The 24,618-nt window shown below is 39.5% G+C and carries 29 protein-coding genes, 1 tRNA gene, 1 pseudogene and 1 riboswitch; of the genes and pseudogenes, 26 read left to right on the top strand and 5 right to left on the bottom strand.

Annotation, left to right across the window (positions count from 1 at the left end):
* Positions 1-40 precede the first annotated feature (40 nt).
* Positions 41-218: riboswitch (Lysine riboswitch) on the top strand.
* Between the two features lie 133 nt (positions 219-351).
* Positions 352-1,587 (top strand): aspartate kinase, encoded by a 1,236-nt coding sequence (locus ACN6NB_RS12880; RefSeq protein ID WP_390274771.1) that lies wholly within the window; start codon positions 352-354, stop codon positions 1,585-1,587.
* A 155-nt stretch (positions 1,588-1,742) separates the two neighbouring features.
* Here ACN6NB_RS12880 and ACN6NB_RS12875 read toward each other — a convergent pair whose 3' ends face one another.
* Entirely contained in the window at positions 1,743-2,186 is a 444-nt protein-coding gene (locus tag ACN6NB_RS12875) for a YslB family protein (RefSeq protein ID WP_024423214.1), read from the bottom strand.
* Between the two features lie 283 nt (positions 2,187-2,469).
* On the opposite strand from ACN6NB_RS12875, the gene ACN6NB_RS12870 reads away from it, so the two are divergent.
* The 5 genes from ACN6NB_RS12870 to ACN6NB_RS12850 all read left to right on the top strand — a co-directional run bounded on the left by ACN6NB_RS12870 (position 2,470) and on the right by ACN6NB_RS12850 (position 7,023).
* Positions 2,470-3,078 carry a succinate dehydrogenase cytochrome b558 subunit gene (locus ACN6NB_RS12870; protein ID WP_073978761.1) on the top strand — a complete coding sequence of 203 codons (609 nt, stop codon included), beginning with the start codon at positions 2,470-2,472 and terminating at the stop codon, positions 3,076-3,078.
* 37 nt (positions 3,079-3,115) lie between these two features.
* Positions 3,116-4,876 carry a succinate dehydrogenase flavoprotein subunit gene (sdhA, locus tag ACN6NB_RS12865; RefSeq protein ID WP_039180483.1) on the top strand — a complete coding sequence of 587 codons (1,761 nt, stop codon included), beginning with the start codon at positions 3,116-3,118 and terminating at the stop codon, positions 4,874-4,876.
* A gap of 1 nt (position 4,877) precedes the next feature.
* On the top strand, positions 4,878-5,642 hold the full coding sequence (gene sdhB, locus ACN6NB_RS12860) for a succinate dehydrogenase iron-sulfur subunit (protein WP_034279749.1): 765 nt from the start codon (positions 4,878-4,880) through the stop codon (positions 5,640-5,642).
* 121 nt (positions 5,643-5,763) lie between these two features.
* On the top strand, positions 5,764-6,225 hold the full coding sequence (locus ACN6NB_RS12855) for an acyl-CoA thioesterase (protein WP_039180479.1): 462 nt from the start codon (positions 5,764-5,766) through the stop codon (positions 6,223-6,225).
* A gap of 78 nt (positions 6,226-6,303) precedes the next feature.
* Complete coding sequence (locus tag ACN6NB_RS12850; RefSeq protein WP_039180477.1) at positions 6,304-7,023, top strand: biotin--[acetyl-CoA-carboxylase] ligase; 720 nt, start codon at positions 6,304-6,306, stop codon at positions 7,021-7,023.
* Between the two features lie 27 nt (positions 7,024-7,050).
* Here the strand turns inward: ACN6NB_RS12850 and ACN6NB_RS12845 are convergent, their stop codons facing one another.
* A complete protein-coding gene (locus ACN6NB_RS12845) occupies positions 7,051-8,181 on the bottom strand; it encodes a 2-methylaconitate cis-trans isomerase PrpF family protein (RefSeq protein ID WP_039180474.1) in 1,131 nt (376 codons plus the stop codon).
* Positions 8,182-8,317: 136 nt separating this feature from the next.
* Here ACN6NB_RS12845 and ACN6NB_RS12840 point away from each other — a divergent pair, with 136 nt between their 5' ends.
* From ACN6NB_RS12840 to ACN6NB_RS12795, 10 genes are all read left to right on the top strand, one after another.
* Positions 8,318-9,178 carry a LysR family transcriptional regulator gene (locus tag ACN6NB_RS12840; RefSeq protein WP_024423208.1) on the top strand — a complete coding sequence of 287 codons (861 nt, stop codon included), beginning with the start codon at positions 8,318-8,320 and terminating at the stop codon, positions 9,176-9,178.
* A 153-nt stretch (positions 9,179-9,331) separates the two neighbouring features.
* Positions 9,332-10,648, top strand: a complete 1,317-nt coding sequence (locus tag ACN6NB_RS12835) for a CitMHS family transporter (protein ID WP_047202680.1) — start codon at positions 9,332-9,334, stop codon at positions 10,646-10,648.
* A 206-nt stretch (positions 10,649-10,854) separates the two neighbouring features.
* Positions 10,855-11,079, top strand: coding sequence for a spore germination transcription factor GerE (gene gerE, locus ACN6NB_RS12830; protein WP_003184172.1), 225 nt, complete (start codon positions 10,855-10,857; stop codon positions 11,077-11,079).
* A 149-nt stretch (positions 11,080-11,228) separates the two neighbouring features.
* The gene (locus ACN6NB_RS12825; RefSeq protein WP_024423206.1) at positions 11,229-11,669 is read left to right on the top strand and encodes a MarR family winged helix-turn-helix transcriptional regulator; all 441 of its coding nucleotides are present in this window, start codon (positions 11,229-11,231) and stop codon (positions 11,667-11,669) included.
* Positions 11,670-11,676: 7 nt separating this feature from the next.
* Positions 11,677-12,495 carry a glutamate racemase gene (racE, locus tag ACN6NB_RS12820; RefSeq protein WP_144491336.1) on the top strand — a complete coding sequence of 273 codons (819 nt, stop codon included), beginning with the start codon at positions 11,677-11,679 and terminating at the stop codon, positions 12,493-12,495.
* 100 nt (positions 12,496-12,595) lie between these two features.
* Positions 12,596-13,657: a GerMN domain-containing protein gene (locus tag ACN6NB_RS12815; RefSeq protein WP_144491337.1), complete on the top strand. Its 1,062-nt coding sequence runs from the start codon at positions 12,596-12,598 to the stop codon at positions 13,655-13,657.
* A gap of 151 nt (positions 13,658-13,808) precedes the next feature.
* Entirely contained in the window at positions 13,809-14,537 is a 729-nt protein-coding gene (rph, locus tag ACN6NB_RS12810; RefSeq protein WP_024427165.1) for a ribonuclease PH, read from the top strand.
* 10 nt (positions 14,538-14,547) lie between these two features.
* A complete protein-coding gene (locus tag ACN6NB_RS12805; RefSeq protein WP_186319793.1) occupies positions 14,548-15,150 on the top strand; it encodes an XTP/dITP diphosphatase in 603 nt (200 codons plus the stop codon).
* Between the two features lie 14 nt (positions 15,151-15,164).
* Entirely contained in the window at positions 15,165-15,689 is a 525-nt protein-coding gene (locus tag ACN6NB_RS12800; protein ID WP_144491339.1) for a YfcE family phosphodiesterase, read from the top strand.
* 120 nt (positions 15,690-15,809) lie between these two features.
* Positions 15,810-15,883 (top strand) — tRNA-Arg (locus tag ACN6NB_RS12795).
* Between the two features lie 2 nt (positions 15,884-15,885).
* Here the strand turns inward: ACN6NB_RS12795 and ACN6NB_RS12790 are convergent.
* From ACN6NB_RS12790 to ACN6NB_RS12780, 3 genes are read right to left on the bottom strand one after another with little or no spacing between them, the layout of a single operon-like run.
* Positions 15,886-16,113, bottom strand: a complete 228-nt coding sequence (locus ACN6NB_RS12790; protein WP_144491340.1) for a hypothetical protein — start codon at positions 16,111-16,113, stop codon at positions 15,886-15,888.
* A 40-nt stretch (positions 16,114-16,153) separates the two neighbouring features.
* Entirely contained in the window at positions 16,154-16,318 is a 165-nt protein-coding gene (locus ACN6NB_RS12785; RefSeq protein ID WP_186315111.1) for a hypothetical protein, read from the bottom strand.
* Between the two features lie 18 nt (positions 16,319-16,336).
* Positions 16,337-17,317, bottom strand: coding sequence for an SDR family oxidoreductase (locus tag ACN6NB_RS12780; RefSeq protein WP_058838314.1), 981 nt, complete (start codon positions 17,315-17,317; stop codon positions 16,337-16,339).
* A 214-nt stretch (positions 17,318-17,531) separates the two neighbouring features.
* Between ACN6NB_RS12780 and ACN6NB_RS12775 the strand changes: the two genes are divergently transcribed.
* From ACN6NB_RS12775 to ACN6NB_RS12730, 10 genes and pseudogenes are all read left to right on the top strand, one after another.
* Complete coding sequence (locus tag ACN6NB_RS12775) at positions 17,532-18,077, top strand: hypothetical protein (protein ID WP_144491341.1); 546 nt, start codon at positions 17,532-17,534, stop codon at positions 18,075-18,077.
* A gap of 937 nt (positions 18,078-19,014) precedes the next feature.
* The gene (locus ACN6NB_RS12770) at positions 19,015-19,743 is read left to right on the top strand and encodes a hypothetical protein (protein WP_144491342.1); all 729 of its coding nucleotides are present in this window, start codon (positions 19,015-19,017) and stop codon (positions 19,741-19,743) included.
* A 213-nt stretch (positions 19,744-19,956) separates the two neighbouring features.
* Positions 19,957-20,064 (top strand): annotated as a pseudogene (locus tag ACN6NB_RS12765) (ArpU family phage packaging/lysis transcriptional regulator); the annotation flags it as partial.
* Positions 20,061-20,603 (top strand): site-specific integrase, encoded by a 543-nt coding sequence (locus ACN6NB_RS12760; RefSeq protein ID WP_144491343.1) that lies wholly within the window; start codon positions 20,061-20,063, stop codon positions 20,601-20,603. The pseudogene ACN6NB_RS12765 and the gene ACN6NB_RS12760, both read left to right, overlap by 4 nt.
* Positions 20,604-20,679: 76 nt before the next feature.
* Entirely contained in the window at positions 20,680-20,889 is a 210-nt protein-coding gene (locus ACN6NB_RS12755; RefSeq protein WP_144491344.1) for a PIN-like domain-containing protein, read from the top strand.
* A 22-nt stretch (positions 20,890-20,911) separates the two neighbouring features.
* Positions 20,912-21,835 (top strand): PIN-like domain-containing protein, encoded by a 924-nt coding sequence (locus ACN6NB_RS12750; RefSeq protein WP_144491345.1) that lies wholly within the window; start codon positions 20,912-20,914, stop codon positions 21,833-21,835.
* Between the two features lie 258 nt (positions 21,836-22,093).
* Positions 22,094-22,945, top strand: a complete 852-nt coding sequence (locus tag ACN6NB_RS12745) for a hypothetical protein (protein WP_144491346.1) — start codon at positions 22,094-22,096, stop codon at positions 22,943-22,945.
* 32 nt (positions 22,946-22,977) lie between these two features.
* Positions 22,978-23,388: a hypothetical protein gene (locus ACN6NB_RS12740; RefSeq protein ID WP_144491347.1), complete on the top strand. Its 411-nt coding sequence runs from the start codon at positions 22,978-22,980 to the stop codon at positions 23,386-23,388.
* A gap of 317 nt (positions 23,389-23,705) precedes the next feature.
* Entirely contained in the window at positions 23,706-24,065 is a 360-nt protein-coding gene (locus ACN6NB_RS12735) for a hypothetical protein (RefSeq protein WP_144491348.1), read from the top strand.
* A 107-nt stretch (positions 24,066-24,172) separates the two neighbouring features.
* A complete protein-coding gene (locus ACN6NB_RS12730) occupies positions 24,173-24,478 on the top strand; it encodes an HNH endonuclease (RefSeq protein ID WP_144491349.1) in 306 nt (101 codons plus the stop codon).
* Positions 24,479-24,618 lie beyond the last annotated feature (140 nt).

Genomic DNA, 24,618 nt, shown 5'->3' with positions numbered 1-24,618 from the left:
TGTTAAGATGTGACTAATTTAATAAATGAACGTGTTGTTTGTTGAAGATAGAGGTGCGAACTTCAAGAGTAGGCCTTCAGAGATCGATGGGATCTAAGAAGGGGGCTGAAAGGGGAGCGTCGCCGAAGTGAATAAAATCCACTCATTTTATTCGCTGGCTGTACATTGAAGAAATGTAGGGCTGTCAAGAATTCATTTCTTGGAGGGCTATCTCATTGTTTGCATCGTTTAATGATGATTTTAAAGCAATGGGAGATTTGTTCTCTCATTGCTTTTTTATTTGCAGTGAGCGGACAGTCTCCAAAGCAGCCTCTTCTCTCACACGTGAACTTTTGAAAAAGGGTGGTAGACATGGGACTAATTGTACAAAAATTTGGCGGAACTTCCGTTGGGTCAACAGAAAAAATTCGCAATGCCGCAGAGAGAGTGATCGCTGAACGCGAGGCAGGACATGATGTGGTTGTGGTTGTATCAGCGATGGGTAAATCAACAGATGTTCTAGTAGACCTAGCGAAAGAACTTACAGACGATCCAAGCAAAAGAGAAATGGATATGCTGCTCGCAACTGGTGAACAGGTGACCATTTCATTATTAGCGATGGCGCTCCAAGCAAGAGGCTATGATGCCATTTCCTTTACAGGCTGGCAGGCTGGTATGAAAACAGAGCATGTACACGGAAATGCAAGAATCGTGGACATTGATGAAGCAAGAATAAAAGAGGAATTAAGTGAGGGGAAAGTCGTTGTTGTGGCAGGCTTCCAAGGAATTGCAGATGACTTACATATCACAACACTTGGACGCGGAGGATCAGATACGACTGCTGTGGCACTGGCTGCCGCCCTAAAAGCTGATAAATGTGATATTTACACAGATGTACCAGGTGTGTTTACGACAGATCCGCGTTATGTACCATCTGCGCGGAAACTTGCAGGTATTTCATACGATGAGATGCTTGAGCTGGCTAATTTAGGAGCTGGTGTCCTTCATCCAAGAGCTGTTGAATTTGCTAAAAATTATCAAGTCCCGCTAGAAGTCCGTTCTAGTATTGAAAATGAATCGGGTACGTTAATTGAGGAGGAATCATCCATGGAACAAAATTTAGTCGTCAGAGGCATTGCGTTTGAAGATCAGATTACACGTGTGACAGTATGCGGGCTTTCAAGCGGTCTCACAACATTATCGACCATTTTTACGACGCTTGCGAAACAGAATATCAATGTTGATATCATCATTCAGTCTGTCACAAGCACCAATCAGACGTCGATCTCTTTCTCTGTGAAAACGGATGATTTGTCCAAAACAGTTGAAGTATTAGAAGAATATAAAGGGGCGCTTGGCTACGAGCAGATTGAGACAGAAAGCAAATTAGCGAAAGTATCCATTGTGGGATCTGGAATGGTCTCAAATCCAGGCGTAGCTGCTGAAATGTTCGCTGTGTTAGCGCAAAAAGACATTCAAGTGAAAATGGTCAGTACGTCTGAAATCAAAGTCTCAACGGTGGTCGGCCGTGATGATATGGTCAAAGCGGTAGAAGCGCTGCATGATGCGTTTGATTTATCAAAGGTGAGCGCAGCTGCTCACTCTTAAAAAGGTAAAGAGGTGACCTCATGAAAGAGGATCGCCTCTTTTTTCTATATGGAATCGGCTGAAACGGACGTAAACCCATTCATTAAGTATGCTATGATAGATGTAGACATATAAAAAAGGCGTGACCTGAAGTCCGCGCCCTTTTATCAAGAGGATTAGCTAGGGTCTCTTAAATCCCATTTAACGGTTAAAATGACTTTCTCAGCACGCTTTTTCACTTGTTCATAGGATTCAGCCACGTGCTCATTTAGAAGCTGAATTTGTTCAGCAATAAAACCCGCTTCCATCTGAAAGCATGGCTCCTTTTGATAGGTGAGTCGATTGGATACTAGTGGACCTTCGAGCTCAAACTCAATTTCCTGTTTTTTCGAATGGACCATTGTGAGAGTCCCCCATCCGGCATCATGGAAAAATTCGGGGATCTTTTCCCATGACTCTTGAGGAAATTTACGAGCAAGCAGTTTACCCGCAAAATACATCATAGATGAATGGTCCTGACCAAGAATATCAGGCAGCAGAACTTCGCGTATCAGCTCGTAGGCAAATCCATTGACTTCAATTTCTTTTAGCTGTTCTAAGTTAGATTCGAATTTATTCATTGTACGGCTCCCCTCTTTCAACAATTTATTATAGCTTATGTGGGCATATGATGACAGAGTTTTCCCTGAAGTCTAAGAAATTCTTATTGTAGTAAAACGAATTTTGATTTAAAACTTTTAAATTTCGGAAAATTTTAATTTATGTACGCGGTTTCTTGACGCTTTTTTGACATAGGAGTAAAATGAAATTGTCAATAAATTTGAATAAAGTGCTTACAATTGAAAGAAGCGGGGGTAAGACAATTTTCAAGCAATTGCACTTTTTTTACTAGGGGGTAAAGTAATGTCGGGGAACAAAGAATTTTTTTATCGGAGATTGCATTCTTTGCTTGGCGTCATTCCGGTCGGTCTATTTTTAGTACAGCACTTAGTGATTAACCACTTTGCGACGGATGGACCAGAGGCGTTTAACAAAGCTGCACACTTTATGGAACAGCTGCCATTCAGGTACGCACTTGAGCTGTTCGTGATTTTCTTACCACTGATCTATCATGCTGTTTATGGGGTGTACATAGCCTTTACGGCACAAAACAACACGTCTCGCTTCAGTTACTTAAGAAACTGGTTGTTCAGACTGCAAAGGATTTCAGGTATCATCACATTGATTTTTATCACTTGGCACGTATGGGAAACACGCATTCAAGCTCAGCTTGGAGCTGAAGTCAACTACGACATGATGGCGAATATTTTAAGCTCTCCATTTATGCTAGGTTTCTATATTGTCGGCGTTTTATCTACTATTTTCCACTTTGCTAATGGCTTGTGGTCATTTGCTGTCAGCTGGGGAATTACGGTTTCACCACGCTCACAAAGAATCTCCACATTTGTGACATTAGGTATATTTATAGCGCTTTCATATGTAGGGCTAAGAGCAATTTTCGCTTTTGTTTAAGAGGAAATAGATTAGTAGAAGAGGGAGAGGGGCTACAATGAGTAATTCTAGCATCATCGTTGTCGGAGGCGGCTTAGCTGGTCTCATGGCAACTATTAAAGCAGCAGAAGCGGGAACAGCTGTTCAACTATTTTCAATCGTACCTGTGAAACGTTCGCATTCTGTATGTGCACAGGGCGGAATCAACGGAGCGGTCAATACAAAAGGTGAAGGGGATTCACCTTATGAGCATTTTGATGACACGGTATACGGCGGAGATTTCTTAGCCAACCAGCCGCCAGTAAAGGCAATGTGTGAAGCAGCGCCGTCCATTATCCACTTACTTGATCGTATGGGTGTTATGTTTAATAGAACACCAGAGGGATTATTGGACTTCCGCCGCTTCGGGGGAACACAGCACCACCGTACAGCGTTTGCTGGAGCTACAACAGGCCAGCAGCTATTATACGCACTGGATGAGCAGGTTCGCCGCTATGAAGTAGCAGGACTTGTCACAAAATATGAAGGCTGGGAATTCCTTGGCGCTGTTTTAGATGACGAGGAAGTATGCCGCGGGATTGTCGCACAGAACTTAACGACAATGGAAATTCAATCCTTCCGTTCAGATGCGGTTATCATGGCAACAGGCGGCCCTGGAATCGTGTTCGGTAAATCAACGAACTCCATGATTAACACTGGATCTGCTGCATCTATCGTTTATCAGCAAGGTGCGCATTATGCAAATGGAGAATTCATTCAAATTCACCCAACAGCGATTCCAGGAGATGACAAGCTTCGTCTCATGAGTGAATCAGCTCGTGGTGAGGGCGGACGTGTTTGGACATATAAAGACGGGAAGCCTTGGTACTTCCTTGAAGAAAAATACCCAGCATACGGGAACCTTGTACCGCGTGACATCGCAACGCGTGAAATCTTTGACGTATGTGTCGAGCAAAAGCTTGGCATCAACGGAGAGAACATGGTATATCTCGATCTTTCTCATAAAGATCCTAAAGAGCTTGATATTAAGCTTGGCGGAATCATTGAAATCTATGAAAAATTCATGGGTGATGACCCGCGTAAGCTTCCGATGAAAATCTTCCCAGCTGTTCATTACTCAATGGGCGGATTATGGGTCGATTATGATCAAATGACGAATATCAAAGGTCTGTTCGCTGCCGGAGAATGTGATTACTCGATGCACGGCGGAAACAGACTTGGTGCAAACTCACTTCTTTCTGCGATTTACGGCGGAATGGTCGCTGGACCAAATGCAGTGAAGTACATTAGCGGTCTTGAGAAATCTGCGGAAGACCTATCTTCTGCAACATTTGACAGCGCTGTGAAGAAAGAGCAGGAGAAATGGGACAACATCCTCAGCATGGACGGAACAGAAAATGCATACGTGCTTCATAAAGAGCTTGGAGAATGGATGACGGATAACGTTACAGTGGTTCGTTACAATGACAAACTCTTAAAAACAGATCAGAAGATCGAAGAACTAATGGAGCGCTACAAGAAGATCAACATCAACGATACCGCATCATGGAGCAACCAAGGCGCTGCCTTCACGCGTCAGCTTGACAACATGCTTCAGCTGGCAAGAGTCATTACGATCGGGGCATATAACCGGAATGAAAGCCGAGGCGCACACTATAAACCGGAATTCCCAGAAAGAAACGATGAAGAATTCCTTAAAACAACGATGGCTACGTTCAAAGGGAAAAATCAAAAGCCTGCATTCCACTATGAGGACGTCGATGTATCGTTAATTGCACCTCGTAAACGAGATTACTCGAAGAAAAAGGTGGAGAAATAAGATGAGTGAAAAAAACACAATTCAATTCATTATCACGCGTCAAGATACAGCAGATGGAAAGCCTTATGATGAAGAATTCGAAATCCCTTACCGCCCAAATATGAACGTCATTTCTGCACTCATGGAAATTAGACGTAACCCGGTCAATAAACAAGGTGAAAAAACAACGGCGATCAACTGGGATATGAACTGTCTTGAAGAGGTGTGCGGAGCTTGCTCTATGGTCATTAATGGAAAACCGCGCCAGTCATGTACAGCCCTGATTGATAAGTTAGATCAGCCGATCCGTCTTCAGCCGATGAAGACATTCCCAGTCGTGAGAGACTTGCAGGTTGATAGAAGCCGTATGTTCAACTCCTTGAAAAAAGTAAAAGCATGGGTGCCGATCGATGGCACATATGATCTTGGACCTGGACCAAGAATGCCTGAGAAAAAACGTCAATGGGCGTATGAGCTTTCAAAATGCATGACATGTGGTGTCTGCCTTGAAGCTTGTCCAAACGTGAATGATAAGTCTTCCTTTATGGGCCCTGCACCGCTTTCACAAGTACGTCTATTTAACGCACACCCGACAGGTGCGATGAATAAGTCTGACCGTCTAGAAGAAATTATGGGTGACGGCGGTCTTGCGAACTGCGGGAACTCTCAAAACTGTGTGCAGGCTTGTCCGAAAGGAATCCCGCTGACAACGTCAATTGCAGCACTTAACCGAGATACAACATTACAAGCTTTCCGTAACTTCTTCGGAAGCGATCACGCAGAATAACATCACATTCAGTCCTCTTTGCCAATCATGATGAGTGTTTACAAGAGGCTGGGTGGAACACAAAATAAACGCCTCTTCCAATATGGGAGAGGCGTTTATTGATGAATAAGGAGATGATAAAGTGAGACTTCCGTCATATATTGAAGAACCGTTTGAAGAGTGGAGGGCATCCTTTCGATTTTATGTCGAAACGACTGTCCGTTTCTCAGAAACGGATATGTTCGGCCATATGAACAATGTCACCCCATTTGTGTATTTTGAAGAAGCACGTATTGCCTTTTTTCAAAAAACAGGAATTGTGGATAAACGAATGAAACGTGTGAAAGAGACGATTACAGTCGTGGCAAACCTGCAATGTGATTACATCAAACAGGTGGAGATAGGGGAGCGGCTTCGTGTGTATGTAAAGCCGGAAAAAGTCGGGTCAAGCTCACTTATTCTTCATTATTTAGGAGAAAACGAGCAGCAGGAACCATGCTTTACAGGCTCAGTCACCATGGTCCAAATTAATAAAGAAACAGGTGCTCCTGTTCCATTTACAGAGGAAGAAAAAGAGACATTTCAAGCTCAGCGAAATGGGTAGTATGCAGCCTCATCAACGTATAAGCTTCATTTTGTTATAATAAAAAGACCATATCAAGAAGAAACAAAAGGAGAACACATGAAGATTTTTCAATATGACACCATTGATAGTACAAATAATGAAGCGAAAAGGCTCATTCAACAAGGAGAAAAACCCTCATTTGCTGTCTATGCACATCAGCAGACAGCAGGAAGAGGCAGGCTAGGCAGGCCGTGGGAAACGCCTGCAGGAAATGTCGCTGTGACCATGACAGTTTTGCCGCCAGAAGAACTCTCCACCCAGTCAACGATTGCTCCGCTGACGGCACTAGCGATCTACGATGTACTTAAACCTCTCATAAGGGCTGAGGATCAGCTGGCGATTAAATGGCCAAACGATATTCTCATCAATGAAGCAAAGGTATCAGGCACATTGATTGAAGCGGACCGTACAGCCATTTATATCGGGGTTGGCATCAATGTGAAGACAAAGCCAGAGCATGTTCCGTACAAAACCATTTGCCTATCAGAGCTTACAGAGGTGAATGCCGATCAGCTTGTGAAGGAACTTGCAGCCGCTTTTGAAAAATATCATACACGCTGGAAGAACGAAGGGTTTGAAGCACTCACTGCCCTCTACAACAAACGGTTATATCGTCTTCATAAACCGCTGCGGATTTCGTTAGACCGTGAAAAACAAACATGGGAAGAGGGTATTTGCTGCGGGGTCAACCACAACGGTCATCTCCAGCTAAAAGATGAGAAAGGGCAGATAAAAGCTCATTCGGCCGGAGATATAGATGCACCGCTACAGCATTAAAAAAAGCAGACGAGAACATCGTCTGCTTTAAGCTTCTCTTTTAATCTGAGGCTGAATCACATAATCTTGTTTTGTGAAGACAACTCCGTCTAGAATTTCTCTTGCGGTTCGAATAACTTTGACTCTGTTTTCAGAGATGTCAATTTCAGTTTGCATAATACCAGCAGGATGCCCAATTCGAAGGGTGTCATCTTTTCCTTGAAACAGCTGAGAAGGAAGCGTTTCATCTAAGAAACAGCTGGCTGTCACACAGACAGAGCCGGTAATGGCAAGTGCTTGGTGCGGCCGTTGCATCGATAGCATACGAACGATAATGTCCATATCTTCTGCTCGTCTCAAGATGCCATTTGTATCTACATAATCAGTAGGCTCGCTAATGAGCGCAAGCTTTGGAACAGCTGGAGACTGTAATGTGGCCATTTCTTTTGGTGCAAAATGACACATTTCAGCAGCAAGGGAACGAATTTCTTCTAAATCATCCAGTAATTCGTCTGTAAACTCTTCAGGCAATTCAGTTCCTTTTAATTGAATATCTTTCGCGCGAATAAAGGCAATTGGGTTTGCAATGTCAACGATCGAGATTGGAATCTCCCCAAACTTTGTTTGAATCGTATCAATTTTGTTTCCAGTCGGAAAGGTTTTACCTGTGACAGCGCCTTCAGGTTTCTCAAAGGATAAATAAATGGGAGAACCAGTTCCTTTTACGCCTGGAATTTCTGCCTGTCCTTCAAATTTTACTTCTCCATTTTCGACCTCGACCTCTGCCGTAATGACTTTATTTGTATTGGTATTGAGGATACGTACAGTCGTAATGGGCTCAACCGCTTGAACAAGTCCTTTAATGATCGCATACGGCCCAACGGCTGATGAGATGTTCCCGCAGTTTCCTTTAAAGTCGACATATCTCTCATTAATGCTGACTTGTGCAAATGTATAGTTCACATCCACATCCGGGCGTGTGGCTTTATCGATGATCGCCACTTTGCTTGTTAAAGAATTACCGCCGCCGATTCCATCGACCTGCAGCCGGTCAGGGCTGCCCATAATGTCTAATAGAAATGCTTCGAGCTCATCGTGTTCATATGGTGCATTGTTCGCGTGAATGAATACCCCTTTGCTTGTACCGCCTCGCATGATTGTGATTGGAACTTTTCTCATTACTCTCACCCTCAATTTTTTAATAAACTGTTTATCTAACCAAAATGGTAAAGTATAATAAGAAATAAGTTAAATACATTATTTTAAGAGAAATCAATAAAATTATTTTATAATTAGTAAAAAAGGAGGACAAACAATGGATGAAAAAGATTGGCGATTTTTAAAGGTACTTTATGAAGAAAAGAACATCACAAAAGCGGCAGAAAAATTATTTGTCTCTCAGCCTGCCTTAAGCTATCGATTGAAACAGCTTGAAGAGGAGTTTGATATGAAGCTTTTCTTTAAAAGAAAACGAGGAATTGAATTTACATCAGAGGGCGAATACTTGGCTAAATATGCAAATGACATGCTCAAACAGCTGCAGCAAACAAAAGATGGCATGCTCAATATGCAAAAAAAGGTCAAAGGGACGATCCGGTTAGGGGTCTCAAGTAACTTTGCCCAGTATAAACTGCCAGAAATATTAAAAGAATTTTCTAAGCAGTATCCACATGTTCAATTTATGGTCAACACAGGCTGGAGCACAAAGGTAATGGATTTATTAGGAACATCAAGTGTGCATTTAGGGATTTTAAGAGGCGATTATGACTGGAATGGAGAGCGTTTTTTGCTTGATAAAGAGCGTCTTTGCATCATTTCAAAATCAGAAATCCAGCTAAAGGATCTCCCGAATCTGCCGCTCATTGACTATCATACAGACAGTTCATTGAAACGGCTGATTAACAGATGGTGGCAGGAAACTTTCACAATGCCTCCGCTTGTCACGATGGAGACAGACCGTCAGGATACATCAAAAGAGATGGTGAAGCATGGTTTAGGCTATGCCATTGTCCCAGAAATTTGCCTCAGACCAAGTGATGAGTTATTTGTAAAAGGTCTTTCGTATAAAGATGGACAGCCTGTTTTAAGAGATACATGGCTCATGTACCAGCCAGACTCACTTCATTTGTCTGTTGTGAAAGCGTTCATTGAGTTTTTAAGAAATCAGCAAGGTTGATTATAAAAGGAATTTATTGAATATACGAAAAAATCGATATTTTCATTATAAAAAAAGCTATTATATCCTTGAAATAGAAAGCGCTAACATATAGATCGCAAGTGCAAGGGGGCGCTTGCAGATCATGTAAAGAAGAGGATGGAGGGATATAAAGTGCTAGCTATTTTAGGGATCTTGATGGTCTTGACATTTACATTTCTCATTATGACTAAACGTATGCATCCGGTGGTGGCTCTAACCGTTGTACCTATCATATTTGCATTGATCGGTGGCTTTAACAAAGGATTAGGGGACATGATGCTTGATGGACTGAAAACTGTTGCACCATCAGCTGCTTTATTGTTATTTGCGATTTTATTCTTCGGTGTCATGCTGGATGCTGGATTGTTTGATCCTCTGATTAAACTCATTCTACGTATTGTAAAAGGTGATCCTGTCAAAATTGCTTTTGGGGTAGCGATTTTGTCTATGCTTGTTGCATTAGATGGTGACGGAACAACAACGTATATGATTACCGTATCAGCTATGCTGCCACTTTTCTTAAGAATTGGGATGAACCCATTAATTTTAGGAACAATTTCATTATTATCATTAGGAATTATGAGCGGAATGACGCCATGGGGCGGTCCGGCTACTCGTGCTATCGCGGCGCTTGGATTAGATGCAGGCGAATTTTTCATTCCATTACTCCCAACGATGGTTGGAGGCGGTCTTTTTATACTTTTTACTGCTTACGTACTTGGAAAAAAAGAAAGAAAACGAATTGGGATTGCAGAAATTCAGTACAAAGAAGAGCCGTCCATTTCTCCTGAATTGGCTGCGTCAATTGAGGATGGAGTAGCCGATATCAAAAGGCCGAATCTGATTTGGATTAACTTCTTCCTTACAATTGCTGTCATGGTCACACTAGTCATGGATATCATCCCAATTCCTGTACTTTTCTTAATTGGATTTGTCATCGCTCTCATGATTAACTATCCAAAGGTTGAAGATCAGCGTGAGCGAATTTTATCGCATGCAGGAAACGCATTAACGGTTATCACACTTGTATTTGCAGCAGGAATTTTCACAGGGATCTTCTCAGGAACAAAGATGGTTGAGGCCATTGCCCATTTGGTCATTTACATGATTCCAGATTCCTACAGCTCATTTTTCCCGCTGATTGTTGCTTTGACGAGTATGCCATTTACATTTATTCTTTCAAATGATGCTTACTATTTCGGGGTGCTGCCGATCTTGGCTGAAGCCGGCGCAGCTTACGGGATTGATCCGGTGGAGATTGCACGTGCTTCTATCATAGGACAGCCTGTCCACTTACTGAGCCCACTTGTGGCTTCAACGCTGCTGCTTGTTGGTATGCTGAACAAAGATATTGGTGATTTGCAAAAATACGCACTCCTATGGACCGTGTTAACTGCCCTTTTTACAACACTTATTGCATTGTTAACAGGCGCCATTACAATCTTTTAAATACCACGTAAAAAAGGACGATGTCTCGGTGAGGAGACTCGTCCTTTTTTGCGTGGCTGAAAGCGCAGTAAATTGGACGCTGATATGCGGGATTTCTTGATTTTAACGTCACCTACCTCAGGCACCCGGCATATGATATCTCGACTATACAGAATCCCATTCTATAGAGACTAGAGCTCTCACCTTAGCAAGGAGGGTTACAATACTTGAAGGAGAAAGAGTTTCAATCCAAGCCGCTATTAACCAAAAGAGAAAGAGAAGTATTCGAATTGCTCGTCCAAGATAAAACAACAAAAGAAATTGCAAGCGAGCTTTTTATTAGCGAAAAGACTGTTCGAAATCATATTTCGAATGCCATGCAAAAGCTAGGAGTCAAAGGCCGTTCACAGGCCGTAGTCGAGCTTCTGCGTATGGGTGAGCTAGAGCTCTAAAGTCAGCCGGTTTTCCTTCCATATCGGGAAGGAACCGGTTATTTCTATATGGTTTCCATGACTCTCTTCTTGCATTTTCTTTGAAAAACGAGGAAAATAGACATGTACGTTTTAATCAAAGTGAGATGCTATAGTGAGGTATCAATAAAATGGAAACGAATGAGTCTGGCCATGTTGCAGAGATTGAAAAATCATTGCGCCACATTGCTGCAATTATTAAGCAAAAAGGCAGAGAAATCCTGAATCAATATACAATTACACCTCCACAATTCATCGGGCTTCAGTGGCTCTATGAATTCGGAGATATGACAATAGGTGAGCTGTCACAAAAGATGTATTTGGCTTGCAGCACAACCACTGATTTAATTGATAGAATGGAAAAAAGTGAACTTGTCGAACGGGTGAAAGATCCATCTGATCGCCGCGTGGTTCGCATTCATTTATTGCCTGAAGGCGAGAGGATCATTCAAGAAGTGATTGCTAAACGCCAAGAATACGTCAGTGAACTTCTAGGGGCTTTCTCAGAAGAAGAAGCCATCGTTTTCAACCAATCCTTAACGAAACTACAGCAGCAAATGAAAAGAAAATGAGGCGATTTTGTTGGATCAACCAATCGGCGTCATTGATTCCGGCGTCGGCGGTTTAACCGTTGCAAAGGAAATCATGAGACAACTGCCAAAAGAAAACATCATTTATGTAGGCGATACAAAACGATGTCCATATGGCCCTCGTAAAGAAGAAGAAGTTCTTCAATATACTTGGGAAATGGCGCACTACTTATTAAAACACCACCATATTAAAATGCTCGTCATTGCGTGCAACACAGCAACGGCGATCGCACTGGACGAAATCAAAGCAACGCTTGATATTCCGGTCATTGGCGTGATTCAGCCCGGCGCCCGTACAGCGATCAAGGTGACAAACAATCAGCACATTGGCGTTATTGGCACAGTCAATACGATCAAAAGCGAGGCATACAAAGAAGCGCTGCTGTCACTAAAAGCAGGTCTAACGGTTCAAAGCCTGGCGTGTCCGCTCCTTGTCCCATTTGTGGAAAGCGGAACGTTTTTAGATCAGACAGCAGAGGCAGTGGTGAAAGACTCCCTTGAACCAATGAAAGAAACAGGGATTGATACACTTATTCTTGGCTGCACACACTATCCGATTTTAAAAGAGCCGATTCAGCGCTTTATGGGCAGTGATGTCAGCATCATTTCATCAGGGGATGAGACAGCGAGAGAAGCGAGTACGATTCTTTCATATAAAGGGCTGTTAAATACCTCTAAAGAAGCACCTGTCCATACATTTTACACAACAGGACAGCAGCAAAATTTCCAAAACATCGCTCGTGACTGGTTTGGCTATCTGCCAGGGAATGTCGAAACCGTGTCACTTGAACACATCTACCAGCAATAACCCCTTCTACTTGAAGCGGGTTATTTTTTTATGAAAAGGGTCTAATCCTCCGAGGGAGCTCGTATACATAGTAGTACAAACTACTAGAGGAGGGTGAAGTATGCTGAAAAAAGGATCTACAGCAGCTGTTACGTGTATCGCGTCAGCCATGCTTTTGTCAGGATGCGGATTGTTTCAAACAGACCAAGCGAAAACAGAGATTGATCCACCACAAAACGTCACATATGTGAAAGAAAATAAAGAAGATAAACAAACAGCCAAAGAAGGAAAAGAAGAGAAGCAGGCAGATACAGTCATGAGAGAATTATATTTAATTGATAAAAACGGGTATGTCGTATCTCAATCCATTCCGCTGCCGAAAAATGAAGGAAGTGCCAAACAAACCCTTGAATATCTCGTGGACGGGGGACCTATTTCTAACTTAATGCCGAATGGATTCAGAGCAGTGTTACCTGCGGACACGAGCGTATCTGTCGATATTAAAGATGGAACGGCAATTGTGGATTTTTCAAATGAATTTAAAAACTATAAAAAAGAAGACGAACAGCGAATCCTGCAATCTGTTACTTGGACGTTAACACAGTTTGATTCCATAGCCAAAGTCAAATTAAAGATGAATGGACATGAACTAAAAGAAATGCCTGTGAACGGTACACCTATCTCAGATGATTTAAGCAGAGAAGACGGGATTAATATCCAGCACGAGGCTGCTGCTGATATGACTTCAACAAAGCCTGTAACTGTCTACTATTTAGCTGAATCTGATGAACAGACATACTACGTTCCGGTCACCACAAGAGCACCAAAAGACGAGGATGATCCGATTACAGCAGCAATTGATGAGCTCGTTTCCGGACCAAGCAAAAAAAGCCATCTGCTTACAGACTTTGACCAAGATGTGAAGCTGAATGATGTACCAAAAGTAAAAGATGGACATGTGACACTTGATTTCAACGAATCTATTTTTGGCAGTGCGGATGAAAAGAAAAAGGTCATTTCACAAAAAGTTCTTGATAGCATTGTGCTCACATTAACAGAGCTGCCGGACGTCAAAAGCGTATCTGTTAAGGTCAACGGCAAGGCTGAGCTTGTGAACGAAAAAGGCGCAGAGCTCACAAAGCCGGTTTCACGACCAGAACAAGTGAATACAGGTAGTTTTTAACGTCACACATTGATATAATGGAGAAAAAGAGGCATGCATATTCGCTGCCTCTTTTTTATTCCGAGCGGTTAGAACAAGCCGAGGTTGTCAAAGTTAGTAGGAGAACCCCGCTGGCATACGCGCGGAATGTATATCGTAACGGAGGTAAAACATGAGATTAGATGAAAGACAATATGACGAATTGAGAAAAATTGAAATAGAGGCAGGCTACATCACGCACCCAGAAGGCTCTGTCTTAATCTCAGCGGGAAATACGAAGGTGATTTGTAACGCATCGATCGAAGACCGCGTACCTCCTTTTTTAAGAGGAGAAGGAAAAGGCTGGATTACAGCAGAATATAGCATGCTTCCAAGAGCAACTGCACAAAGAACGATAAGAGAATCATCTAAAGGAAAAGTCACAGGACGTACGATGGAGATCCAGCGTTTAATTGGACGAGCACTCCGCGCAGTCGTTGACTTAGAAAAGCTTGGCGAACGCACGATTTGGATTGATTGTGATGTCATTCAAGCAGACGGCGGCACACGCACAGCGTCCATCACAGGTGCTTTTGTTGCCATGACACTCGCGATTCAAAAGCTACGAGCTGAAGGAGTCATCAAAGAAAACCCGATTACTGATTATTTAGCGGCGATATCCGTCGGAATTGATTCTCAGCAAGGTCTTCTGTTAGATTTAAACTATGAAGAAGATTCATCTGCTGAAGTAGATATGAATGTCATCATGACAGGCGCTGGCCGCTTTGTTGAACTTCAAGGAACAGGTGAAGAAGCGACATTCTCAAGAGAACAGCTAAACGGACTGCTTGATTTAGCCGAAAAGGGCATCAAAGAATTAATCGAAAAGCAAAAAGCGGTAACAGGAGAAGTCATCGAATAAAGAGAAGGGTTTGATCAGGATGAAAACAGCCATCATTGCAACGCACAATGCGGGCAAAGCGAAAGAATTCAAAGCCATTCTTGAGCCAAAAGGATTCACGGTCAAAACACTAGCAGACATTGGTTTTACTGAAGAGATTGAAGAAACAGGACAAACCTTCGAAGAAAATGCCATCATCAAAGCGGAGGCCATTCAAGCCAAAGCAGGTGAAATGGTCATTGCAGACGATTCCGGTCTGTCGATTGATTATCTGGGCGGAAAACCTGGCGTGTATTCAGCGAGATACGCAGGTGAGCATAAAGACGATACGGAGAATGTGGAAAAAGTGTTGAGCGAGCTTCAAGGCATTGAAAAAGAAGACCGCACAGCCAGATTCAGATGTGCCCTTGCTGTCAGCATACCGGGAAAAGAAACAAAGACGGTAGAAGGATCAGTAGAAGGCTTCATCGCAGAAAAGCCAATCGGCGAAAATGGCTTCGGATACGACCCAATTTTCATCGTCAAAGACAAAGACCAGACGATGGCCGAGTTATCACCAGAGGAGAAAAACAAGATCAGCCATCGAGCGGTCGCGCTTCAAAAACTTTCATCACTGCTAGACGCAAATGAATAAGGGGGAATGAAGCCATGAAGATACTCATCATTAGTGACAGTCATGGACTCACAGACGAACTTCAAACCATTGCCAGACGGCATGCGGCTGAAGTCGACATGATGATCCACTGTGGAGATTCAGAACTCGAAACGAACCACCCAGCACTCGAAGGATACAAAGTCGTCAAAGGAAATTGTGACTTTATGGGCGATTTTGAAGAAGAGCTCCTGCTCCCACTTGATGGAGGCGGAAAACTATTTCTCACTCACGGACATCTGCATGGCATCAAACAATCCTTACTTCAAGTCTACTACCGTGCAGAAGAGCTGGGCGCAGACATTATCTGCTTTGGTCACTCGCACATTCCAGGCAGTGAACTGCTAAGAGGAAAACTCCTCATTAACCCAGGCAGCGTGCACCTGCCAAGAGTGCGAAAAGAGCGCAGCTATGCTATACTGACACTAGATGGAAGCGAAGCAAACGTACAGTTTTTCACGGACGAAGGTCAGGCCATACAAGACCTCGAAAACACTGTCACATTGGAAGGTATTTCATAAGGGTGCAGCATTTGCCCCTTATGAAAAAACTTTCGAAAAACCGTTGACTTTAAAGAACAATAGTAATATAATAAATCTTGTCGCTAAGGTAATACACCACAGCACACTACATAACAACATGTCCCAGTAGCTCAGCAGGATAGAGCAACGGCCTTCTAAGCCGTCGGTCGGGAGTTCGAATCTCTCCTGGGACGTACTAATTTAAAAGCCTGAAACCCTTCATTATCAAGGGTTTCAGGCTTTTTTGTTCTTTGGAACTTAAGTTCGTAACTCGCTTCAAAACAGGGTTTTGGGAGCGGGTTGGGAGCGGATTTATTTTTAAATATTTCTCTGTGTTTGTATCAAAGAAGCTATCAAAATGGATAGCTGATTTCTGATCAGCTTCTTCAATGACATGAGCGTAAATTGACATAGTTGTATCCATTTTTGTATTCCCTAAACGTTTCTGAATAACTGCGATTTATTTAAATGATTGGATCATTCAGTTCATAATTTGGGTAGCAATAATAAGGCGGTCTACGTCCAATTTCAGACATTGGCCATGAATGCTCCATATAAACCATAGTAACTTTTTTCATTGAATGATTCACAAGTAATAACTCTACTTCTGGATTAAATTCATATCTCAATGCAATGACCTCCTTATATTAGGAATGTGTGGATTCCCCACCGTCAACATGCAGCACTTGACCTGTAACAAAACGTGAATCATCAGAAGCTAGATAAACAAATGTTGGTGCGAGTTCAAATGGATGGGCAACTCGTTCCATTGGGTTAAATGCTCCATATACAGCCACTTGGTCTGAAGAGAAGCTTGCTGCAATGAGTGGCGTCCAGATTCGACCTGGAGCAACAGCGTTTACACGAATTCCTTGTTTTACAACATTTTTAGCCAAAGCACGTGTCCAACCAACAATTGCACCTTTTGTGGCTGTATAATCAATCATTTGTTGCTCACCTACATACGTTACGACTGAAGAAGTACCGATAATAGAACTGCCTGGTTTTAAGTAAGGAAGCGCTGCTCTGGTTGTGTAAAAATGTGAGTATATGTTGACTTTAAAGGTGTCATCGAATTGTTCGTCTGTAATGTCAAGAAGGCTTGGTTGTTGAAATTGGATACCAACGTGGTTACATAGAACGTCTAGACGCCCGAAGGTTTTTACTGTTTTCTCTACAATGGTGATACATTGCCTTTTATCTCGCAAGTCTCCTGGCATCAATAAACAACGTTGCCCGAGTTCTTCGATTCTTGCTTTTGTTCTATTAGCATCTTCGTGTTCATCTAAGTATGCAATCGCAACGTCAGCACTTTCCTTTGCGAAGGCAATGGCTACGGCTGCACCAATACCACTATCCCCTCCTGTAATAAGAGCAACTTTTCCCGCTAACTTACCACTCCCTTTGTAATTTGTATTTTCAATAATTGGAAGTGGTACCATTAAACCTTCTACACCAGGATGACGTAGTTGACGTTGTTCAGGTAAATTAATTGGGATTTCTTCATAGCGTGTGATTTTTCCGTAATTAGGGTACATGGGATAAGGCTGAGTTTTCATTTTCTCTAAAAACATCTGTTGCATTTGTTTGATTTGTTGCAACTTACGCTCATCAGATTCTTGTGTCATTTAATTCCCTCCAAATGTACTTATTCCCTTTAAATGTTTATGTTGTTGACTGCTAATCCAAGTATTAATAATGAATAAACTTGTGAAGGAGTTATTTGAAAGATTTTAGTAAACTTTCGTGAGCAGGTTGGAATATTCAGGTGTTTGAACACGTGTCAGCAATCAAGGCTGGGAAGTAATAAAAGTTGCAGACCAATTTATCGGAAGTTGAGAAATGTATAAAGGCGAAGGAGAAGAAGAGTATTTTACAGGTCCTATTAGGTATCTCAATTTTGTTCATGAGATTTTCAAAGTAGGTAGTCAGACTCCACTCTTTAAATATGTAAAGCTAATTGCCGCAGAATTGGTTTCCCTTTCTCTTAGTGGTAAAGAAACTTTTGAAGTTTCCGACCTTGCTCCTGGAGTTACTTCATCAGTTCCTGGCTTATATAATCCTGCTCGGATTGGAGAACAAATGCGTAAGGATATCGAAAATAAAATTGTCAAAGCTTTAATTGAAGGAAGTAGTTACGAATTGAAGGAATATTTCACATGGGATAAGAGCATGAAGGCAGGAAAGTTGCTGAAGATTAAACCAGGCTGCAAGCAAATAAACTTCAAACGGTTTGGAGAACGAGCTGAACAAATGGCGGAGAGAATGAGGAAAGGGGAAGATCTTCCTGCAATATTCAGGCCTAAGAAAACACGCCATATCCCGACCAAACTGCATTGGATCTTTTTCCTAAATCGGTTTAAACTATTTGAAGGATCTTTACACTAGGTAGAGAATTCCTTAACACCTTTGATTAATATAGTAAATGAGGATACGGTCTAAGTTCGTAAAGTGATCATTATATATGACTAATAGATGAGCATATCAATAGGTTTAAGGTAGTGTATAGCAACGGTGTTCTAAGCCGTCGGTCTGAAGTTCGAATCTCTCCTGGGATGTATATGCTTTAAAACTGTTTAAAAGCCAGAAACATTGATAAGACAATGTTTCTGGCTTTTTTATTTTTTCCTCTATTGTTTGGACAAAGAAGGCCATATAGATGTTATCTATTTTAGCGATATTTTATGACTCCAGTAACTGATGCATTGGAAGGAGCATGAGTCCCTACGTTTACATAGATAGAATATTTCACACCTTTGTCTAGCCAAACGTTGGTACTCTCAGGTTTATTGCCTTTTGATCCGCCAACATAAAATCTTTGTACTGAATTAGATGGTGAAGCATTTCTTCTAACTTCACATAAAGAATCTATATTATCTTTAGACGTACTTCCAGAATAAGTACATGTGAATTTCATATACTTACCATTTTCGGTGAATTCAATTTCTGAGAAAAACAAAAGTGCTGTTAATGCTACAACTAATATTTAGGATTATCCTTCTCCTTTATTTTTTGGTATAATATATATAATTTAACAAATTTCAGATGAATCCCTTATCTATCTGAAAAAAGGAGTATTTTTCATAATTAATATTTATTTTTTAAGGTCAAAACAAGGCACAGCTGATATAGGTGCTTGGTTAGGAGAGATACATCACTATGCATTTGGAACAAATTTGAAATTTTTTTGTACTATATAGATGAACTATTGCATTTATCATATGATAAATAAAGAATTGTGAAAAAATATTTTGATAGTGCTATTTAGTTTTATTTTGAAAGTAATTAAGTTGGTATTTTAGACTAAGTAAAGAGGGGAAACAAAGTGGATTTATATAATATTTTGGTAGATATAAGTAAATACTTGAGGGTTCCAGGTATTCTTGTATCTCTAATTTTTTTAGGAAGAATTATCAAACCAGTTTCATTTATTTCTGCAGGGATAATTGAACAGAGGATGTTTTCAAAAGATAAATTGTTTCTCTTAAGAGTCAGTAAACATTTAATTTACACATTTTATTGTATTTTATTTTTTATTTCGATTGCAACGTTAGAATTTGAACCATCATTATGTATTGTCTATTTTTCAATTTTACTCGCGGTCATAATTTTGTGTAATATTATTCTAATTAATACAGGTGAAGTAAAGGGTAAAATTTTAGAAAAGATCCAAGAAAAACATTGGCTAAGAGCATTACATATTATATTATTATTCATTTTTATTATATTGGTATTTCAATCTCTCTACTACATATTGTTAACAGTGGTTAAAAACGGAACCTATAACGATATGGATTTAATAATATTAATTATTATGATATTTGTTTTTACATCGTTACTCCCTTCTTTAAGAGGTCAAATTTCAAAATTTATGAATATTTCGAATGAAAAAAATGCATATTGGAGATGTCAAGAATATCAAAAGTGGTATCTTTTGCATGCGATAAATAAAGATACAGTTCTCTTAGGAGATAAAAGTAATTATAAACTGTGTAGTCAAGTTAAAATAATGAAATTAGAAGATTTATATAATGAAACACTCTATATTGAATAAAAAATAAGTCCAAGACGAATAGCATGTGGATACTGATCAATACCTTTTATGGGTGTTGGTTGGTGTCCGTTTTTTATTTTTGGGAAAGGAGCAACAACATGAAGAAGGAAAAGCCGAAAACGACCGCAGGACATTACAGAAAGAGAGATATATGAGCTCATGGTGTATAAAACATGCAGCGGTTAAAAAGAGTCAAAGGCGGGGACGTGCGCAGAAATGGGCCTCAGCCAAAGGAATTATTATCGTGTTAAAAATAAAGCATATTATAGACTGGCCTTTGCTTTGAGAGAAGAAGTGTACAAGCAGGGAGATAAATCATGAATTTTGTTCAGCCGATAAGGGACCTTGATCAGATCCATTATATAAAGAAATATCTTGGAGAGCGGAACAAACGAAACCTGCTGCTTTTTGTGGCTGGAATAAATTTAGGCTTGAGAATATCTGATCTGTTGCAATTGAGAGTGAAAGATGTAAGAAAGCAATATGTGTCGCTAAGAGAACAAAAAACAGGTAAAGAGAAAAGAATCAAAATAAACAAGACGCTACGAAAAGCGATAGATCAATATATTAAAGACAAAGATGATCAAGAGTATCTTTTTAAAAGTAGAGAAGGATTCAACAAACCAATCAGCCGCAGCAGTGCATACAATATTTTGAGAGAAGCGGCGGATTATGTTGGCCTTGATAGTATAGGGACGCATACACTTCGAAAAACGTTTGGCTACTGGCATTATAAAAAATTTAAAGACGTGGCTCTGCTACAGGAATTATTAAATCACTCAACACCTGATGTTACATTGCGATATATAGGGATCACACAAGATACAATGGATAAAACTATGGACAGTTTTGGCCTATAATATTTAGACTTCTTAAAAGGTTAAAATTAATACAATATTCGTCGATATAAAATATAAAAATTCAGGAGTGTTTTTGTTGGACGAATGGAAATATCATTTATATCAACCTGAACCAGTTTCAGAATGGCTAAACGAAGCAATAATAGTGATAGATACTAATGTTTTGTTAGCAGCTTATCAATGGAGAGAAATCACAGTTAATGAAGTACTTCAAGTGTTAGAAGGAATTAAAAAAGAGGGAAGGCTTAGAATCTTTACAAGTAATAAAGGAATTTTCAGAAAATAGACCGAGACAAATTAAACAAAGAATGAATGATATTGATTTAATAATTTCCAAACACCAAGCTGATACAAAACCAATTATGGAACGTCTGCCTATGTTACAGACCAAAGATAATTCAACGTTAGCGGTCGAAACTCTTAGAAAAAATTATAACGAGGCTCTGAAAAAATATAAAGATGAACTTGGAGCGCTTAGGGATCAATTAAAAAGGCTATTTATAAAAGATCCATTTTTGGATAAAGTAATCAAAATAAGTGAGGAGTCAGTTATTTCATCTGATAAAAAAATAGATGACTTGTTACAAGAAGCGAATCAACATTTCAAGGATAAGATACTTCCTGGTTATAAAGATAGCACTAAAGAGTCTAATAGTGCAGGTGATTTTTTAATATGGTCAGCGATTTTAGAAATAGACAATGACGTTGTTTTTGTAAGCGGGGATATAAAAGAAGATTGGGTTTACTCGGAGAAGAATGGTAGATCTATTGTGGCGAGACGTGAACTAACCCAAGAATTTTTCAAGAAAAATGGAAAGAGATTTGCTCATATCACACCAAGGGAATTAGTAGATTATATTAACCCTTCTGTAAGTGACACAATTAAAGAGGATTTAGAGAAATATAAAGTTTCAGTAAGAAATTCAACTTATAGTGAATTTTGCGAATTGTTTAGTAGGATACAAGAGAAATTAGTTCAACTTTGTGAAGGATATGATATTGGTTATGATAGAAATTTTGAATTTGAATATATACAACAGAAACTGTTTAGGCATAAAATAATTTCTCAAGAGGTTTGTGAGAAGATAGATATGATAACGAATATAATAGAGACTGAATATCAACTTCACGATTCAAGTGTTTATGAGGTTGCGCATAAACTCGCAAGAGAAGCTAGTGATGATCTCGATTTTGGACTTGAATTATTAGAATTAATAACACAGGAAAAATGAACATTATAAAAGAATAATCAAAATGATACTCACCTGTTTGATTGAAGGTGGGTAATTTTTTCATTCTTTTAATCAGTTTGACAAAATGAGAAAATGTCCAACTCATTTTAAGGAAATAGCTGTAAAGCAAGAGGGACAAAGGATTCAGCGATTCCCTGAGTTAGACACAATAATAGATATGGTTAATTGGTGGATAATGTGGATAATTGTTGAATTTTAAATTATAATTTCTAATAAGATATAGGGGGGTTGAATTATTTGACAAAGATTAAAGAAGAGATAAAAAAAGATGAAAAAAACGCATTTATTGTCATGCCAATTGGTCCACGTGATAGTGATATACGCAGGTCTTCAGAAGGGATTTATCAAGCGGTAATTAAACCGACCCTAGAAGAGCTGGGATACAAGCCCTCTGCAGCACACGAAATTGATGATACAGGATCTATTAATAAGCAGATTATTGAAAGGCTTTTAAATGATGAGTTAGTAATAGCTAACTTAACTGGTCTAAACCCAAACGTTATGTATGAATTAGCAGTCAGGCATGCTACAGGAAAAGCAATAGTGTCTGTTTGCCAAGAAGGAACAACACTTCCTTTCGATCTTTATGATGAACGCACTATATTTTATGAAGATGATATGAAAGGCGTAATAGAAATGAAACAGCCGTTTAAGAGAATGGTGATTAAATGTCTGGAAAACACAAAAATAGATAATCCGATTTACAGAGTAGCAACAGATAATTTAATTGAGGAAAATATTAAAAAGAGTAGTCCACAAGATTTGGGTATCTTTACTAAACTCAATGAGTTGGAAAATATGATCCGAAATATTTCTATGCCAACAGGGGAATTTAAACCAAGAAATGACGCGAGAAATAGAGGAGCTTATAAGATTATAGCTAACGTGAAACATGGTGACTTTGAAAAGTTTGCAAATAGAGTTAGCAGTTTTGCTGATGAATGCGGTGTGAGTAGCCTTCAAATTAATCAAATTAATGAAAATATTTGTTCTGTATTCTTAGATAAAGTGAGTATTTCTCAGGCTAAGAAAATAAGTGGTGAGATAAAGAACATGGGCTATGAAAATGAAGCAGAGCTTTATTTTTAATAATAACTTCTATGTAGAAAAGGAGAATATAATTGAAGAAAAATTTAGAGGAGAAGTTTGCTATAATTGATATCATTTTAAAAAATTTAGATGATTGTATTGCAGAGAAGATAGATGAGACTTCGAATTATAAAAAGTTTGAATTGAATGTTTTAAAAGATAATACGGCAAAAATGGATGTGATCATCGATCAGATTAATACATTAATAAGAGAGAAGAGAATTGGAGAAATAGATCATTCTGAGCTATATCTTTATAACAATCAACTTGAATTCTTGTCTAAAGAAACTGAAAAAATTGCTGAAATTGTATGTGAACTATATCCAAATAGCATCAAGATAGATATCAATACAGAGAAAGAAAAGGTCAATTTTGAATTTACTAGTAATGACCATTGGGATTCATTAATAAGTTACTTAGAAAGTGAATTTCGACAAGAATAAAGTCACTTCATTTAAAATGGCATACTTTTGGCACGATCTTGGCAAAGCATTTTGTCTGAGAGCGGTTATGATGGTATTAGGTAATAAATTGAGAGAGAGCGGCTTCCATTGCGGAGGTCGCTTTTTTATATGGGATAATCTTCAAAGAGGCGTGTTTTTTTCTTTTCCCTTGTAAACTTCAGCTAGAAAGTCCTAAAGTGAATAGAAGATAAACCTGTACATTATTAACTTTAATATCCATAAATGTAAATATATGTATATTTATAAGCGTGATGGATAATAATATTTGATGAGAAAACATAAAGGAGGATTTTGAAATGAATGAATCTAGAAAAGAACTTGAGGTTCTAAGAGTTGAAAATGGTCGTGATAGGTTTTACAGGACTGAAAGTGGTAAATCTTTTACAGTAATAAGGTTAAGAGCTGATGCGACAGGAGGTTATTTTGAAACTAAGACTGATGAAAAATCAGCCAATTGGGAAGCTCCTGCAGATCTAAAGATTATCTCACATGATGTTAAGGAAATTGATCATGGTGGCGATTATAGACAGAATGTGTACTTAACCGGAGACTCACGCTTAGATGCTAATGTTTGGGCGAAGGGTCACGCAAGGGGCGAGGCTAATAATCATTCTTGGATAGAAATAGAAGTTATTGTAACTGTGGAAAACAGATAATAAATATATTATATGAAAAATATCTTTACTTTTTACGCTTTCCAAATGGGAAAGCGTATTTTATTTAGAGTATATTCAGAAACAATTTTTATTAAAGGAGGAGAATGATGCCACCTAAACCATTGAGGGAGTGTAAGCTGCGAGGGTGCAGGGAGTTAACAAGGGATGGTTATTGTCCTACTCATGTTGATGGCAAGCAGCAGAAAGCGAAGTATTACAACAATCATGTTCGAGATAAACAATCAACAAGTTTTTCAACTTGTTCTATGCGAGACAATTACCTTTGTCAAAGCTGTTTAAAGCAAGATCGTGTCGTTCCTGCTGTCATGGTTCATCACATAGTGGAGCTAAAGCAGGATTGGAACAAACGATTAGATTTAAATAATCTTGAAAGCATGTGTAATAGTTATTGAAACAAAGAGCAGATAAAATAAATCCATGAAAGTTAACGTATCAAAAATATAAGTAATAACAGACTTAGATCACAGCTACATCTAAAATATACTGATGTGTAACAAAAAAGTCCTTCCATAATGGAAGGACTTTTTGTTGA

It is taken from the genome of Bacillus sp. 11B20 (assembly GCF_056098985.1).
The sequence above is the reverse complement of the archived record's forward strand: the minus strand, read 5'-3'. Positions and strand labels throughout refer to the sequence as shown.

Bases quoted from the DNA above. Each gene is read 5' to 3' on its own strand.
- ACN6NB_RS12880 (WP_390274771.1), top strand. From the start codon at position 352: ATGGGACTAATTGTACAAAAATTTGGCGGAACTTCCGTTGGGTCAACA.
- ACN6NB_RS12875 (WP_024423214.1), bottom strand. From the start codon at position 2,186: ATGAATAAATTCGAATCTAACTTAGAACAGCTAAAAGAAATTGAAGTC.
- ACN6NB_RS12870 (WP_073978761.1), top strand. From the start codon at position 2,470: ATGTCGGGGAACAAAGAATTTTTTTATCGGAGATTGCATTCTTTGCTT.
- sdhA (WP_039180483.1), top strand. From the start codon at position 3,116: ATGAGTAATTCTAGCATCATCGTTGTCGGAGGCGGCTTAGCTGGTCTC.
- sdhB (WP_034279749.1), top strand. From the start codon at position 4,878: ATGAGTGAAAAAAACACAATTCAATTCATTATCACGCGTCAAGATACA.
- ACN6NB_RS12850 (WP_039180477.1), top strand. From the start codon at position 6,304: ATGAAGATTTTTCAATATGACACCATTGATAGTACAAATAATGAAGCG.
- ACN6NB_RS12845 (WP_039180474.1), bottom strand. From the start codon at position 8,181: ATGAGAAAAGTTCCAATCACAATCATGCGAGGCGGTACAAGCAAAGGG.
- ACN6NB_RS12840 (WP_024423208.1), top strand. From the start codon at position 8,318: ATGGATGAAAAAGATTGGCGATTTTTAAAGGTACTTTATGAAGAAAAG.
- ACN6NB_RS12825 (WP_024423206.1), top strand. From the start codon at position 11,229: ATGGAAACGAATGAGTCTGGCCATGTTGCAGAGATTGAAAAATCATTG.
- ACN6NB_RS12815 (WP_144491337.1), top strand. From the start codon at position 12,596: ATGCTGAAAAAAGGATCTACAGCAGCTGTTACGTGTATCGCGTCAGCC.
- rph (WP_024427165.1), top strand. From the start codon at position 13,809: ATGAGATTAGATGAAAGACAATATGACGAATTGAGAAAAATTGAAATA.
- ACN6NB_RS12800 (WP_144491339.1), top strand. From the start codon at position 15,165: ATGAAGATACTCATCATTAGTGACAGTCATGGACTCACAGACGAACTT.
- ACN6NB_RS12790 (WP_144491340.1), bottom strand. From the start codon at position 16,113: ATGGATACAACTATGTCAATTTACGCTCATGTCATTGAAGAAGCTGAT.
- ACN6NB_RS12780 (WP_058838314.1), bottom strand. From the start codon at position 17,317: ATGACACAAGAATCTGATGAGCGTAAGTTGCAACAAATCAAACAAATG.
- ACN6NB_RS12775 (WP_144491341.1), top strand. From the start codon at position 17,532: ATGTATAAAGGCGAAGGAGAAGAAGAGTATTTTACAGGTCCTATTAGG.
- ACN6NB_RS12760 (WP_144491343.1), top strand. From the start codon at position 20,061: ATGAATTTTGTTCAGCCGATAAGGGACCTTGATCAGATCCATTATATA.
- ACN6NB_RS12750 (WP_144491345.1), top strand. From the start codon at position 20,912: ATGAATGATATTGATTTAATAATTTCCAAACACCAAGCTGATACAAAA.
- ACN6NB_RS12735 (WP_144491348.1), top strand. From the start codon at position 23,706: ATGAATGAATCTAGAAAAGAACTTGAGGTTCTAAGAGTTGAAAATGGT.
- ACN6NB_RS12730 (WP_144491349.1), top strand. From the start codon at position 24,173: ATGCCACCTAAACCATTGAGGGAGTGTAAGCTGCGAGGGTGCAGGGAG.